The sequence below is a fragment of the Longimicrobium sp. genome (genome assembly GCF_036399935.1).
GTDB lineage: Bacteria > Gemmatimonadota > Gemmatimonadetes > Longimicrobiales > Longimicrobiaceae > Longimicrobium.
The window spans coordinates 92,495-107,837 of sequence record NZ_DASWMD010000040.1 but is presented as its reverse complement, the minus strand read 5'-3'; the positions used below and the strand labels follow the sequence as shown (position 1 = coordinate 107,837).

The 15,343-nt window shown below is 70.8% G+C and carries 10 protein-coding genes; 4 read left to right on the top strand and 6 right to left on the bottom strand.

Translation table 11 applies throughout. From position 1 onward, the window contains the following. From tuf to meaB, 6 genes are all read right to left on the bottom strand, one after another. Complete coding sequence (gene tuf, locus VGB24_RS13200) at positions 1-1,194, bottom strand: elongation factor Tu (RefSeq protein ID WP_331073414.1); 1,194 nt, start codon at positions 1,192-1,194, stop codon at positions 1-3. A gap of 408 nt (positions 1,195-1,602) precedes the next feature. Then, positions 1,603-3,699 carry an elongation factor G gene (fusA, locus tag VGB24_RS13195; protein ID WP_331073413.1) on the bottom strand — a complete coding sequence of 699 codons (2,097 nt, stop codon included), beginning with the start codon at positions 3,697-3,699 and terminating at the stop codon, positions 1,603-1,605. 113 nt (positions 3,700-3,812) lie between these two features. After that, positions 3,813-4,283, bottom strand: a complete 471-nt coding sequence (rpsG, locus tag VGB24_RS13190; RefSeq protein WP_331073412.1) for a 30S ribosomal protein S7 — start codon at positions 4,281-4,283, stop codon at positions 3,813-3,815. Between the two features lie 3 nt (positions 4,284-4,286). Beyond that, positions 4,287-4,715: a 30S ribosomal protein S12 gene (rpsL, locus tag VGB24_RS13185; protein ID WP_331020777.1), complete on the bottom strand. Its 429-nt coding sequence runs from the start codon at positions 4,713-4,715 to the stop codon at positions 4,287-4,289. A 191-nt stretch (positions 4,716-4,906) separates the two neighbouring features. Beyond that, on the bottom strand, positions 4,907-6,640 hold the full coding sequence (locus VGB24_RS13180) for a methylmalonyl-CoA mutase family protein (RefSeq protein ID WP_331073411.1): 1,734 nt from the start codon (positions 6,638-6,640) through the stop codon (positions 4,907-4,909). After that, positions 6,637-7,716 (bottom strand): methylmalonyl Co-A mutase-associated GTPase MeaB, encoded by a 1,080-nt coding sequence (gene meaB / locus VGB24_RS13175; RefSeq protein WP_331073410.1) that lies wholly within the window; start codon positions 7,714-7,716, stop codon positions 6,637-6,639. The genes VGB24_RS13180 and meaB overlap by 4 nt, the downstream gene beginning before the upstream one ends. Before the next feature lie 317 nt (positions 7,717-8,033). Between meaB and VGB24_RS13170 the strand changes: the two genes are divergently transcribed. The 4 genes from VGB24_RS13170 (at position 8,034) to VGB24_RS13155 (ending at position 15,249) form a co-directional block, all read left to right on the top strand. Beyond that, positions 8,034-10,106, top strand: coding sequence for an Ig-like domain-containing protein (locus tag VGB24_RS13170; RefSeq protein ID WP_331073409.1), 2,073 nt, complete (start codon positions 8,034-8,036; stop codon positions 10,104-10,106). Positions 10,107-10,340: 234 nt separating this feature from the next. Next, complete coding sequence (locus VGB24_RS13165) at positions 10,341-11,696, top strand: sigma-54 dependent transcriptional regulator (protein WP_331073408.1); 1,356 nt, start codon at positions 10,341-10,343, stop codon at positions 11,694-11,696. Positions 11,697-12,379: 683 nt separating this feature from the next. Beyond that, the gene (locus VGB24_RS13160; protein WP_331073407.1) at positions 12,380-13,687 is read left to right on the top strand and encodes a tetratricopeptide repeat protein; all 1,308 of its coding nucleotides are present in this window, start codon (positions 12,380-12,382) and stop codon (positions 13,685-13,687) included. Then, positions 13,684-15,249: an Ig-like domain-containing protein gene (locus tag VGB24_RS13155; protein ID WP_331073406.1), complete on the top strand. Its 1,566-nt coding sequence runs from the start codon at positions 13,684-13,686 to the stop codon at positions 15,247-15,249. The genes VGB24_RS13160 and VGB24_RS13155 overlap by 4 nt, the downstream gene beginning before the upstream one ends. Positions 15,250-15,343 lie beyond the last annotated feature (94 nt).

Below are 15,343 nucleotides of genomic sequence, written 5' to 3'. Positions count from 1 at the left end.
TCAGTCCAGGATTTCGGTGACGACGCCGGCGCCGACGGTGCGGCCGCCCTCGCGGATGGCGAAGCGAAGCTCCTTCTCCATCGCGATCGGCGTGATCAGCTCCACCGACATCTGCACGTTGTCGCCCGGCATCACCATCTCCACACCCTCGGGGAGGTTGGCGGTGCCCGTCACGTCCGTCGTGCGGAAGTAGAACTGCGGGCGGTACCCGTTGAAGAACGGGGTGTGCCGGCCGCCCTCTTCCTTGGTCAGCACGTACACCTCGGCCTTGAACTTGGTGTGCGGCGAAATGCTCTTGGGCTTCGCCAGCACCATCCCGCGCTCGATCTCGTCCTTGGCCACGCCGCGAAGCAGCAGCCCCACGTTGTCGCCCGCGCGTCCCTCGTCGAGCAGCTTGCGGAACATCTCGACGCCCGTGACCGTGGTGCTCTTGGCCGAGTTCATCCCGACCAGCTCCACCGTCTCGCCCACCTTGATGATCCCGCGCTCGATGCGGCCCGTGGCCACCGTGCCGCGCCCGGTGATCGAGAACACGTCCTCGACGGGCATCAGGAACGGCTTGTCGGTCTCGCGAACCGGCTCCGGGATGTAGCTGTCGACCGCGTCCATCAGGGCGGTGATCTTCTGACCCCACTCGCTGTTCGGGTCGCCCGACTCCAGCGCCTTGAGACCCGAGCCCGCGATGATGGGAATGTCGTCGCCGGGGAAGTCGTACTCGCTGAGCAGTTCGCGGACCTCGAGCTCCACCAGCTCCAGCAGCTCCGGGTCGTCCACCATGTCGACCTTGTTCAGGAAGACCACGATGTACGGCACGTTCACCTGGCGCGCCAGCAGGATGTGCTCGCGCGTCTGCGGCATGGGGCCGTCGGCCGCCGACACCACCAGGATCGCTCCGTCCATCTGCGCCGCGCCCGTGATCATGTTCTTCACGTAGTCGGCGTGGCCGGGGCAGTCGACGTGCGCGTAGTGGCGCGCCTCGGTCTGGTACTCCACGTGCGCGGTGCTGATCGTGATGCCGCGCGCGCGCTCCTCGGGAGCCTTGTCGATGTTGTCGAAGCTGATGAAGTCGGCGAGCCCCTTGGCCGCCTGGATCCGCGTGATCGCGGCCGTCAGCGTGGTCTTGCCGTGGTCCACGTGCCCGATGGTGCCTACGTTCACGTGCGGCTTGTTGCGCTCAAACTTGGCCTTGGCCATTGGTTTGAATCCTCATTTTCGAGGTGGTGGAGAAATGGATGGCTGAATGGATTCCGCCCGGGCGGCGCGTCTTGCGCGCCCCCGGGCCGGCGAACCGCCTCAGCCGCGGCTCGGGTGGTCCGGCGTCTCCGCGCCGGGTCCCAAGAACAGCACACCTCACCGCCTCAGCCGCTGCGGCAAGGTGCTCGTGCCCCAAAAATCCGGGGGCAAGACGCGAAGAATAGCGACAGACGCCCCAAACGTCAACCCCTGGCTCGCCCCAGCCTCGTAAAAACAGTTTCACGCAGAGGGCGCAGAGAAAACGGAGAGGACGCAGAGGGGCTCGGTGAGTTCCTCTGCGTCCTCTCTTTTCCCTCTGCGACCTCTGCGTGAAACCGTCCTACGAGAGGACGGGCACAGGAGCGAGAATCAGCCGCGGACCTTGGCCACGATCTCTTCGGCCTTGCTCTTGGGCACTTCCTCGTACTGCGCGAACTGCATGCTGTACACGGCGCGGCCCTGCGACATCGACCGAAGCGACGTGCTGTAGCCGAACATCTCGGACAGCGGCACCATGGCGTTGATCACCTGGGCCTCGCCGCGCTGGTCCATCCCCTGGATCTTGCCGCGGCGGCTGCTGAGGTCGCCGATCACGTCGCCCATGTAGTCCGAGGGGGTGATCACCTCCACGCTCATCACCGGCTCCAGCAGCACCGGCTGGGCGCGGCGGGCAGCCTCCTTGAAGGCCATGGACGCGGCGATCTTGAACGCGATTTCCGACGAATCGACGTCGTGGTAGCTGCCGAACACCAGCTGCACCTTGACGTCGACCATGGGGTAGCCGGCCAGCACGCCGGTGTCCATGGCCTCGCGAAGCCCCTGCTCGCTGGGCTTGATGAACTCGCGGGGGATCACGCCGCCCACGATCTTGTCCTCGAAGACGAAGCCCTGCCCCGGGTCGGCCGGCATCATGTTGATGACGACGTGGCCGTACTGGCCGGAGCCGCCGGTCTGGCGGACGAACTTGCCCTCGACCTTTTCCACCAGCTTGCGGATCGTCTCGCGGTAGGCCACCTGCGGACGGCCCACGTTGGCGTCGACCTTGAACTCGCGGAGCATGCGGTCCACCAGGATTTCCAGGTGGAGCTCGCCCATGCCGGAGATGATGGTCTGGCCCGTCTCCTGGTCGGTGTGAACCCGGAAGGTGGGGTCCTCGTCGGCCAGGCGGCGCAGCGCCTCGCCCATCTTGTCCTGGTCGACCTTGGTCTTGGGCTCGATGGCGACGTCGATCACCGGCTCCGGGAACGTCATGCTTTCCAGCACCACCGGGTGCTCCGGGTCGCAGAGCGTGTTGCCGGTGGTGGTGTCCTTGAGGCCGATGGCGGCGGCGATGTCGCCGGCGCGCACCTCGGGGATCTCCTCGCGCTTGTTGGCGTGCATCTGGAGGATGCGGCCCAGGCGCTCGCGCTTGCCCTTGGTGCTGTTCAGCACGTGCGAGCCCGAGCTGATGACGCCCGAGTACACGCGGAAGAACGTGAGCTTACCCACGAACGGGTCGGTTGCGATCTTGAAGGCCAGCGCCGAGAACGGCTCGTCGTCGGTCGCGTGGCGCTCGATGGCCGCGTCGTCGTTCTCCGGGTCGGTTCCCTTGATGGCCGGGATGTCGACCGGGGCCGGCAGGTAGTCGATCACCGAGTCCAGCAGCTGCTGCACGCCCTTGTTCTTGAACGCCGAGCCGGTGAGCACCGGCACGATGGCGCCCGAGATGGTGGCGTTGCGGATGGCGCGGCGCAGCTCGGCCTCGGGGATCTCCTCGCCCTCGAGGTAGCGCTCCATCAGCCCCTCGTCGTGCTCGACCGAGCCCTCGACGAGCGCGAAGCGGGCGGCGGCGGCGCGCTCCCTGAGCTCTTCGCGAATGGGCTGCTCCGTCCAGTTCTTCCCCATGGTGCTGTCGTCGTAGATCAGCTCCACCTGGCGAAGGACGTCGACGATGCCGACGAACTTTTCGCCGTCGCCGATGGGGAGGTGGATGGGCATGGGGTTGGCGCCCAGCCGGTCGATGATCATGGCCACGCAGCGGTCGAAGTTGGCGCCGGTGCGGTCCATCTTGTTCACGAAGCAGATGCGCGGCACGCCGTACTTGTCGGCCTGGCGCCACACCGTCTCGGACTGCGGCTCCACACCGGCCACCGCGTCGAAGACGCAGACGGCGCCGTCGAGCACGCGGAGCGAGCGCTCCACCTCGACGGTGAAGTCCACGTGCCCCGGCGTGTCGATGATGTTGATGCGGTACATCTGGTCGAAGCGCGACCACTGGCACGTCGTGGCGGCCGACGTGATGGTGATGCCGCGCTCCTGCTCCTGCTCCATCCAGTCCATCGTGGCCGCACCTTCGTGCACCTCGCCGATCTTGTGCGTACGGCCGGTGTAGTACAGGATGCGCTCGGTGGTGGTCGTCTTGCCGGCATCGATGTGCGCCATGATGCCGATGTTGCGGTACTTCTCGAGCGGTGTGGTGCGGGCCATTGGATTTCGTCTATCGGTAGCGGAAAACACGGGGCGCAAAGGGCAGTTTCGCCCTTCGCGCCGCCGCGGCTTCCTGATCGATCAATTCAGCCGGGCAAGCGCCCGGCCTGCCTTTACCAGCGATAGTGGGCGAAGGCCTTGTTGGCTTCGGCCATGCGGTGCGTGTCGTCCTTCTTCTTGATGGTCGCGCCCTCGTTGCGGGACGCGGCCAGAAGCTCGGCGGCCAGGCGGTCGGCCATGGTCTTTTCGCCGCGGGCCCGGGCGTAGCCCACCAGCCAGCGCATGGCCAGCGCGGTGCGGCGCTCCGGGCGAACCTCGACGGGCACCTGGTAGGTGGCGCCGCCCACGCGGCGGCTCTTCACTTCCAGGACCGGCTTGGCGTTGTTCAGCGCCGTCTTGAAGACCGTTTCGGCCGGCTGGCCGGAACGCTCCTCGAGCGTCTTCATGGCGTTGTAGAAGATGCTCTCGGCCGTGCTCTTCTTGCCGTCGAGCATCAGCGTGTTGACGAACTTGGTCACCGAGTCCGAGCCGTAGACCGGATCCGGGATGATGGGGCGCTTGACGGCGCGTGTGCGGCGGCTCATGGCTTATCTCTTCCCCTTGCCGCCCTTGCCGGCCGGAGCGCCCTTGCCGGCGGGCTGGCCCGGCTTGGGCCGCTTGGCACCGTACTTGGAACGGCTCTGGCGGCGGTCGTTGACTCCGGACGCGTCGAGCGTTCCCCGGATGATGTGGTAGCGGACGCCCGGCAGGTCCTTCACGCGGCCGCCACGGATGAGCACGATGCTGTGCTCCTGCAGGTTGTGCCCCTCGCCCGGGATGTAGGCCGTGACCTCGAACCCGTTGGTCAGCCGCACGCGCGCGACCTTCCGGAGGGCCGAGTTGGGCTTCTTCGGGGTCGTGGTGTACACGCGCGTGCACACCCCGCGCTTCTGCGGGTTGTTGCGCATCGCGGGCGACTTGCTCTTGTTGATGAGCGTCTGCCGCCCGTGGCGGACCAGCTGGTTGATCGTCGGCATACTGGAAGAAGAACCTGTACAATGGACGAAAAAAGCAGGCGAGGAGCACGGGCTCCCCGCCGTCGCCAACACGCGGTTGTGCGACAGACCGGGAAAAGTAAGGCGTTTGCTGGGGTACGTCAAGGGGCCGCGGGCACCTTCGCCCGCGGCCCCTCTCCGTCTCTCCCGGACCGAAGGCCGGGCGGCAGCGCTCAGAAGAAGACCGGCTCCTGGTACGCCCCAAAGACCTCTTCCATGGCCGCGCGGATCTCGTACAGCGTGGCGTAGGCGCGGACGGCGTCGAGCATGGCGGGGACCACGTTCTCGGTGGTGCGCGCGACCTGCTTCAGGTGCTCGAGCGCGGCGTCCACCTGCGCCTGGTCGCGGCGCTGGCGCATGGCGGCCATCCGCTCGCGCTGACGGATCTCCGCTTCTTCGGTGATCTTGAGCAGCGGGATCTGCAGCTCCTCGCCCTCTACCGTGAAGTCGTTCACACCCACGATGGTGCGCTCCCCCCGCTCGATCTCCAGCTGCTGCCGGAAGGCGCTGCGGGCGATCTCGCGCTGGAAGTAGCCCACCTCGATGCCGGGCACCACGCCGCCCAGCTTGTCGATCTCGGCGAAGATGCGCTCGGCCTCTGCTTCCATCTGGTCGGTGAGCGCCTCGACGTAGTACGAGCCGGCCAGCGGGTCGATGGTGTTGGGCACCCCGGTTTCGTACGCCAGGATCTGCTGCGTCCGCAGCGCCACCTGCACCGCCCGCTCGGTGGGCAGCGCCAGCGTCTCGTCCATGGAGTTGGTGTGCAGCGACTGCGTGCCGCCCAGCACCGCGGCCATGGCCTGGTAGGCCACGCGGACGATGTTGTTTTCCGGCTGCTGCGCGGTGAGCGTCACCCCCGCCGTCTGCGCGTGGGTGCGCAGGCGCCAGCTCTCCGGGTTCTTGGCGCCGAACTCGTCGCGCAGGTGGCGCGCCCAGATGCGGCGGGCGGCGCGGAACTTGGCGATCTCCTCGAAGAAGTCGTTGTGGACGTCCCAGAAGAAGGAAAGGCGCGGCGCGAAGTCGTCGACGTCCAGCCCCCGCTCGACGCCCCGGCGCACGTACTCGAGCCCGTTCTTGAGCGTGTACGCCAGCTCCTGCACCGCGGTGGAGCCCGCCTCGCGGATGTGGTAGCCGCTGATGGAGATGGGGTTGTACTTGGGCGCTTCCTTCGACGCCCACTCGAACATGTCCTCGATCAGCCGCAGCGCGGGCTCCGGCGGGTACACCCACGCGTGCTGCGCCTGGTACTCCTTGAGGATGTCGTTCTGCACCGTGCCGCGAAGCTGGCTGAACGATACGCCCTGCCGCTCGGCCGCCACCACGTAGAAGCAGAACAGGATGATGGCCGGGCCGTTGATGGTCATCGACACCGACACCTTGTCCAGCGGGATGCCGTCGAACAGCGTCTCCATGTCGTCGAGCGACGAGATGGCCACGCCGCACTTGCCCACCTCGCCCAGCGACCGCGGGTGGTCGCTGTCGTATCCCATCAGCGTGGGGAAGTCGAACGCGACGGAGAGCCCGGTCTGCCCGCGCTTGAGCAGGAAGTGGTAGCGCTGGTTCGTCTCCTCCGCCGTGCCGAAGCCGGCGAACTGGCGCATGGTCCACAGCCGCGTGCGGTACATGGTGCCGTACGGACCGCGGGTGAACGGGTACTCGCCGGGCAGCCCGATGCGCTCGGCGTAGTACGCGGCTTCCTCGGGGGCGGGGCGCGGCCGGTCGAGCGGCGTGTACAGCGGCTCCACCTCCACCCCGGACACGGTGGTGAACGCGGCGTCGCGGGCCCCGGTGCGCTCGTACGCGCCCTCCCAGGCGGCCAGGTCGGCCTTCAGCCGCTCGATCTCGCGGTCCTTTTCGTCCAGGGCGCGGACCAGGTCGGGAGAGACGTTGTGCTCGACGGTGCTCATGTTGGTCCTCCGGCGGGGCCCAGCCCCAGTTGGTTCACGATGAGGTCGGCGACGGCGTACGGCGACACTTCTCCCCCTTCGAGCGCGGCCAGGTGCGACTCCAGGATCTGCTCGCCCGGGCCCCACTGCCAGGCGAGGCGACGCAACCGGCGCTCCACCACGGCGCGCACCCGCTCGGCCAGGCGCGCCTGGCGGCGGCGGCTCAGCTCGCCCGACTCGTGGAGATACACCCGATGCTGGTCGAGCGTTCGCGCCAGCTCCTCGAGCCCTTCGCCGCTCTGCGCGACCGTCTTGAGCACGGGGATGGCCCATTCCCCGCCCTGCTCGGCCGCGGCCTTCACCCCTTCGCGCGCGGCCTTCTGCACCGACTTGAGGCTGACGCCGTGGTGGCCCGCGTTCGTGGGCATGTCGCCCAGGCGCATGTGCAGCATCACCTCGATCTCCTGCGCCAGGCGGTCGGCGCCGGGGCGGTCGGCCTTGTTGATGACGAAGATGTCGGCCACCTCCATCAACCCCGCCTTCATGGCCTGGATGCTGTCGCCCGATTCCGGGACCAGGACGACGACGCTGGTGTCCGCCGTCCCCGCGATCTCCAGCTCCGACTGGCCCACGCCCACCGTTTCCAGCACCACGCGGTCGTAGCCGTAGGCGTCCAGCAGGTCGGCGACTTCCTTGGTTGTGGTCGCCAGCCCGCCCAGGTGGCCGCGCGTGGCCATGGAGCGGATGAAGATCCCCGGGTCGGTGGAGATGTTGGTCATCCGGATGCGGTCGCCCAGCAGCGCCCCGCCCGTGAACGGCGACGACGGGTCGACGGCGACGATCCCGATGCGCTCGTCCAGCGTGCGGAGGTGAAGCGCCAGCTTGGAGGTGAGCGTGGACTTGCCCGCGCCGGGAGGCCCGGTGATGCCCACGCGGTGCGCGCGGCCCATGTCGGCGTGCAGGTCGTGAAGCACGCGCTCGAACCCCGCGCGTCCGTTTTCGACGATGGAGATGGCGCGCGCGAGCGCGGTGCGCTGCCCGGCGCGGAAGCCCGTGAGCAGATCGGCGTGCGGCGCGGCTTGGATTTCGGCGGTCATCCCGGGAAAGTGCCGCAAACGCTGGCTTTGTGTCAAGCGAGCGAACGACCGTTCGAGCCCCCCCGGCCGTGCGCCGGCCGCCGGGGCACCGCCGCCCGTCACGGTGGCCCGGAATCAAACGTTCACCTTCCCGCTTGCCGCGGCGGCCGCACCCGCCTGCGCCCCACGACCGGACGCACCGCCTGCGAGCGCAGGCTTCCGGCGCACCGGAGGCGACGATATATTCTGCTCGGCGCAACCCGGCCTGCTCCGGACATCCTCGCAACGTGGCGCGCAACCTCGGCACGCCAGGCCCCCTGCCACCCACGCTGTCCCCCATGGCTGCTAGACGAATCCTCCTCCTTGCCGCCGCCCTGCTCGCGGCCTGCGGCGACTCCACGGGGTCGTCCGCGCCCGCCACCGTGGCCATCGTGTCGGGGAGCGGCCAGGCGGGCACGGTGGCGCAGGCCGTGCCCAACCCGCTGGTGGTGCGCGTGACGACCGCGGGCGGCGATGCGGTGCAGGGGGTGGCCGTGCAATGGGCGGTCTCGTCCGGCGAAGGGTCGCTCAGCGCGGCGTCCACCATGACCGGCGCCGACGGCCTGGCCCAGGTGCAGTGGACGCTGGGCCCCCGCGCCGAGGCGCAGACGGTGACCGCCACGGTGCAGGGGCTGGCGCCGGCGGTCTTCACCGTCACCCCCGCCCCGGGTCCGTTCGCGCGGGTGACCCTCTCCCCCGACAGCGTGGAGGTGGGCGCCGTGGGCCTTTCCGTCACGCTGCACGCGACGTGGATGGACGCGTACGGCAACTCCATGGAACGGCCCGGCGGGGTGGTCTGGACGTCCCTGGACCAGGCCGTGGCCCGCCTGGAAACGGCCGCCACCGCCAGCCAGATTCACGTGGTGGCGGTGGCGGGCGGACGCGCGCGCATCGTGGTGCGCACCGTAAACAACCGCGCCGATACCGCCGTGTTCTGGGTGCGGCAGCACCCCGCCAGCATCACCGTCACCCTGCGGGACGGGGCAACCGTCACCGAGGGCGACACCACGCGCGCGTTTGCGGTGGTGCGCGACGCGGGTGGAAACCCCATTCCCGGCGCACCGGTCACCTGGAGCACCACGGATCCCGCGGCCGCCACCGTGGACGCCACGGGCAAGGTCACGGTGCTGCGCCCCGGCCCGCTGAACGTGGTGGCGGCGTCGGGGAACGTGACCGGCACGGCCACGCTGCAGGTCAGCGGCATGTTCCGCGTGGCGTCGCTGGTAGCCGGGGGGCACCACAGCTGCGCGCTGACCGCCGCCGGGCAGGCGTACTGCTGGGGGTGGAACCAGGCCGGCCAGCTGGGGGTGCCCGCCCCCGCCGCCGAGGCCGACCGGTGGTCCGACGTTCCCGTCGCGGTGCAGGCCGACGTGCGCTTCACGGCGATCGCGGCGTCTGCGTATCCGTTCCCCCCCCGCCAGGCGACGTGGGCCTTCGAGGGCCACAGCTGCGGCATCGCCACGGACGGCGCGCTGCTGTGCTGGGGCGAGCACGCGCAGGGGCAGCTCGGCCGGCAGGGCACCGCTGCGACGCACGTGCCGGCGGAGGTGGCGGGGGGCCGCACCTGGGCGGCCGTGAGCACCGGCGGCCGCCACACCTGCGGGATCGCCACGGGCGGCCAGGCGTACTGCTGGGGGCTGGACGGCGGGGGGCAGCTGGGCGCGGCGGCGACGGAGCTGTGCCCGCCCGGCACCGGCGCGGGGCCCGACGAGCCGTGCGCCCGCACCCCCCAGCGCGTGCTGGGCGGGCTGGCGTTCACTCGCATCAGCGCGGGGCCGGCGCACACCTGCGGGCTGACGGCTGGGGGCGCGGCCTACTGCTGGGGCCGCAACGGCTCGGGCCAGCTGGGCAACGGGACCACCACGCAGGCGGACGCGCCCGAGGCCGTGCTGGGCGGCCACGCGTTCGTGGAGATCAGCGCGGGTGCATCGCACACCTGCGCCCGCACCGCCGCGGGGGCCGCGTACTGTTGGGGCGCCAACGACGAAGGCCAGCTGGGCAGCGAAACCCCTGGGCAGGCCACCTCGCCGGTGGCGGTCATGCGCTCGTTCACGGGGGCGGGGGATACGTACACGGCCGTGGAGGCGGGGTGGTCGCACAGCTGCGGGCTCCTCACCGGCGGCAGGGCATTCTGCTGGGGCAGCAACCAGCACGGCCAGACGGGGAGGCCCTTTTCCCAGTCCGCGCCGGTGCCCGTCGAAGTCGTGGGCGGCTTTCCCTTCGCCTCCATCTCTACCGCCGGCTTTCACACCTGCGCGGTACGCACGGCGGACAACGTGGCCCTGTGCTGGGGCAACGACTACAAGGGCAAGCTCGGCTCGGGTCCGTTGAATTTCGCGCGCCCGCTGCCCCGGCCGGTGCGGGCGCCGTAGCCGCGGGAATACGGGGCGGTCACGGGAACGGAGCACGGAAAGGACGCGGGCGCAGAGCTCACGTCCTTTCTCCGTTTCCCGGCGTCCTCCGCCTGTGTGAGTGCCTGAGTGCCGAGGTCGAAGTGCGCCCGTTGCTGGTTTTCTGCCGACGCCCGCACGAGCACCTTCCCTTCTGCCGAATTTTGTGACATGCTTCTGCCGGACGCGCCGTCACATTTTGCAAATTGAGGATGGATGGCGGATCGCACGGTCCTGCTGATCGGGGATGATGCGGAGGTTCGCGACGCCGTGCGTGCCGCCTGCCAGCGTGCGGGCGCGGGGTTGAGCGCCGCGGCGACGCTCGGGGACGGATTGCGCGCGCTCTCCGCCTCTCGGCATGACGCGACGGTGCTGCTGGCGTCGGCGGTGGACGAGGACGGGGCCGTCATCCGCCGGATCGCGGCGGCGCCCCACGCGGGGACGCTGGTGCTGGTGGCCCGCGCGCCGTCGCTGCGCCTGGCCATCGAGGCCCCGCGCCTGGGCGCGGCCGAGCTGCTGACCGTTCCGCTGGACGTCGACCGGCTGGCGGCCCTGCTCTCCCCCGCCCCGCCCGGCGGCGACGTCGTCGCGCTTCCCCCGCCCGCGGCCGCATCCGGGGACGAGCTGGTGGGGAGCAGCCCCGCGCTGGTCGAGGCCTTCCAGACCGTCGGCAGGGTGGCGGGAAGCGATGCCACGGTGCTGGTGACCGGCGAGTCGGGAACGGGGAAGGAGCTGGTCGCCCGCGCGCTGCACGCCGCCAGCCGGCGGGCGGGCGGCGCCTTCGTGGCCGTGAACTGCGCCGCCATTCCCGAGGACCTGCTGGAAAGCGAGCTGTTCGGGCACGAGCGCGGCGCGTTCACCGGCGCCGTCGCGCGCAAGGTGGGCCGGTTCGAGCGGGCGAACGGCGGCACGCTGTTCCTGGACGAGATCGGCGACATGAGCCTGGTGCTGCAGGCCAAGATCCTCCGGGCGCTGCAGGAGCGGGAGATCGAGCGGCTGGGCGGCGAGGAGCGCATTCGCCTGGACGTGCGCGTGGTGGCGGCCACGCACCGCGACCTGCCGTCGCTGATCGCCTCGGGCGACTTTCGCGAAGACCTGTTCTATCGCCTGGCCGTGGTGAGGCTGCACCTGCCCGCCCTGCGCGAGCGCCCCGGCGACGTGCGCGCCCTGGCGCTGCACTACGCGGCGCGCTTCGCGGGCGAGCACGGGCGCGAGCTGCGCGGCATCGCCGGCGCGGCCCTGCGCAGCCTGGAGGCCCACGCGTGGCCGGGCAACGTCCGCGAGCTGCGCAACGTGCTGGAGCGCGCGGTGCTGCTGGCCCCGGGCGATGTGCTGCAGGTGGAGCACCTTCAGCTGGGGCCCGCGGCCGCTCCGGCGAAGGCGGCGGAGGGCGGGGCCGAGTCGCTGCCCGGCTACTCCCTGGGAATGACGATGGCGCAGGCGGAGGCGCTTCACATCGGCCAGGTGCTGCGGCAGGTGGACGGGCACTTCGGGCGCGCCGCGGAGATCCTGGACATGCACCGCAACACCGTTTCGCGCAAAGCCATCGAGTATGGCGTGATCCCGGGGTGACATCCCCGAAGCTGCCCGGCGACCACGGGCTGTCATCCTGAGGCCCAGGCGCACCCGACCGGCCCGTAGCACCTGCTTCGCGGGCCGAAGGATCTGGCCTGGGGCGCGTACCAGCCCGGGCGCGGCAGCGGTCACCGTTGCCGCGGCCCCGGCTGCCGTGGGGCCCTCACCCCGCCGCGCTGACACGCGTGCGACCCTCTCCCACAAGCAGCGTGGGAGAGGGGGTCCACTACAGGCCTGGGCGTGTCCCAGGCGGAGCTTTGTGCTCGGGCCGGCGCCCCCCATCCCCAACCCTTCCCCCGCAAACTGCGCGGGGGAAGGGAGCCAGTCGAGCGCGCGCGGCCTGCCGTCGTGCAATCGAATTCTCATCTCCCCCGTGGGGTGTATGGCGGAGAGGCCGGGGGAGGGGGCGGCCGCGGCATTCGCCGGACCCCTGTCGAACCCCCGCCGTAGTTCTCTCCTCCTCCGGCGCGACACGCCGCCGAACCCAGATCGACGTCTCCCCACCCTGCCGGTTCCTGCAACGCGCTGCTACAAAAACCGGCAGCCTGCCCGTCGCGCGGCATCGCCGAGGCGGGTAAACGGGAGCAACGGCAACACTTTCCATCGGTCGCCGCCACGGAACGGCACGTGCCCTTGCATCGGCCCATGACCGCAGCCGACCGCCCGTCCATCGACCACGCGTGACCCAGCGACCCCTGAAGATCGACGCCGCGCTGAAGGCCATCCCCGAAACGGATGACCTGGCGCACCTGCGCCAGGCGCTGCTGTCGGTCTCGCGTGCGGACGGCGGGCTGGCGTGGGGCTCGGCGGGGGAGTACGGCACCATCGACATGCGCCTGGCGGACCCGGCTGCGCTGGAAGGCCAGATCGAAGCGCTCGCCGACCGGGTGCGCCGCCGCGTGGAGATGGTGATGCGCCACACCGTTCGCGCCCTGGCCGCACTGGAACGGGGCGACGTCGCCGAAGCCGCACGGCACCTGGTGGCCGCCGGGGAGGTGGAGGAGGGCGAGCGGCGGCTGCTCGCGGCCCAGCACTTCTACGAGCGGGCGCTGGAGTTCGGCCGCAAGCCGCGCGACCGCCGCGGTGAGGGCCTGGCGCTTCGCCGGCTGGGCCGCGTCGCCCGTGCGATGGGCCAGTGGGAGCTGTCCGCGAGGCGGTACGAGGAGGGCTACGAAGTGTCCGTCGCCCAGCGCGACGACATGGGCGCCGTGGTGGCGTGCCAGGGGCTGGGCAACGTGCACGTGGACCAGAGCCGCTGGAGCGAGGCGCGCGCCTGGTACCTGCGCGGCGTGGAGCGCTGCCCGGCACGCCCGTCCACCGTGGAGTACGTGCACCTGTGCGTGGGGCTGTCGGTCGTGGAACGCCGCCTGGGCGACCTCGGTGCCGCGGCGGAGTGGCTGGCGCGCGGGGAGGAGAGCGCCGCGGGGCTGGGCGACGCGGTCATGGGGTTCGTGGACCACGCCTGGGGGCGCCTGCACCTGGCCCGCGGCCAGGCGGCCGAGGCCGAAGCAGCCTTCGGCCGGGCACTGGCGCGGGAGCTGGACCCGGTCGTTCGCGTGGCGGTGATGGTGGGGCTTTCCGAGCCCCTGCTGCGCCAGGGCCGCGCCGGCGAGGCCTTCACCGTCGCGCGCGACGCCGAGGCGCTGGCCATCCACTCCCGCGCGGTGCTGAAGCTGCCGGACGTGTACCGGGCGCTGGGCGCCGCAGCGGCGGAGCGCGGCGACACCGAGGCGTTCCTGTTCTACGAGCAGGCGCTGGAGGTGTGCCGCGACCACGAGCTTCCCGCGTTCGAAGTGGCCGCGACGCAGCATCAGTACGGCAGGGTCGAGGCACGGCGGGGCGATTCCGAAGCCGCGGCCGCCCGGCTGCGCGAGGCGCACAGGTTGTACGCGGAGTTGGGCGCGCGGATGGAGGCGGAGGAAGTGGCGGAAGAGCTGGGGCGCATGGGCGCCGTGGCGGACGACGACGAACAGGGGCGGACGGCATGAAGATGATGGCGGGCGCGGCGGCGCTCCTGTTGGGATTGCTCGCCGCGGCGTGCAACGGCGAAGTGGTGGGCGGCGGCCAGCGCCCCGCCCGCGTGGAGGTGGTGTCCGGCGACATGCAGTCCGACACGGTGGGCAAGGAGGTGGCGCAGCCCCTCGTGGTCCGCGTGGTGGACGACCGCGACCGCCCTGTGAAGAACCAGCTGGTGAACTTCGTCGTCATCACCGGCGGCGGATCGGTGTTCGCCGGGGCCGCCATCACCAATGCCCAGGGCGAGGCGCGGGAGCGCTGGACGCTGGGCACCGTGGCCGGCGACACGCAGCGGGTGGAGGCCCGGGCGGTGGACGCCGCCACAGGAGAGGCCATCGTCTTCGACACCTTCCGCGCGATCGGCGTTCCCGACGTCCCCGCCAGCATGTCGGCGGCCTGGGTGGGCGAGGGCGAGGCGGCCCCGGAAACGAACGTTGCGCCGGCGCCCGCGGTGCGTGTGACCGACCAGTACGGGAACAGGGTGCCGGGGGTGAGCGTCACCTGGGCCGTCACTTCGGGCGGAGGCACCGTTTCGGCCGCCGGCACGCACACGAACGCGGACGGTGTGGCGACGGTGAACTGGGTGCTGGGCCCGGGCACTGCCGTCCAGACGCTGGCGGCGACCGCGCCGGGGCTGGGGCCGGTGCAGTTCGCCGCGAAGCTCCTGTTGCCCGTGTCGGTCGCGAAGGCCACCGCGCCATCCAGTGTGGCGGCGAACTCGTCGACCGAGTACTCGTTCCTGGTGCTCGATGCCAAGGGACGCCCGTTGCCCAACACTCCGGTGCAATGGACGCTGAGCAGCCCCGGGGGCGCCACCCTGACTCCCACCGCCCCCAGGACCGGCGGCGACGGCATCGCGCGCGCCACGCTGACGGTCACGTCGCTGCAGGCGGACCACCTGATCGGCATCCGCGCCGGCAACGCGACTTCCGGCGCGGCCGTGTCCGTTGCCGGGCCCGTCACGGTGACGGACGTCAGCGGCAGGGGCGCGCGGGGCCACTACGCTGGCTATGCGCAGGCCAGGGTCAGTTCCACCGCCGGAGCCATCCTCCGCGTCCGCGCCAGCATCGCGGGGCGTGAAGGGGAGCTTTCGTACGACAATTCCACCGGGCTCTGGCGGGGGGAGATCGACCTGGCCAGCGTGGCGGGCGGAGCGTACACGGGTACGATCATCGCGACGGACGCGGCGGGGAACAGCCGTGCGGCGACGTTCGAGGCGCCCCACTCCCCCAATCCCGTGGTCGTCATCGTGGAGCCGTCCACCGACCCGGCGACGGCCCGGGGGAGCATCCGCATCCGCGCCACCTGCTCATGGCAGACCCACAACGTGGACGACGACTGCGCCGACCTGTACTCCTGGGTGTACATGGGTTCGACGCTCGTCCTGCCGGCCCTGACCGGCCGTTCCGGGATCGACATCACCGTGCCGCTTCCCGGCGAGGCAGCCACGGTGGTCTTCACGGTGCAGTGGGCCGACAAAAGTGCGGTGTACTACCTGGGGACGGACACCGTGACGGTCACCGTCACACCCTGACCCGCGCGCGCGCAGGTGAAACGGGTGCCGATGGAAGCTGAATTGGGGCGGGTTCCGGCTCATTGCGCGTTTGCCGGGTTTCGTATGTATTCAA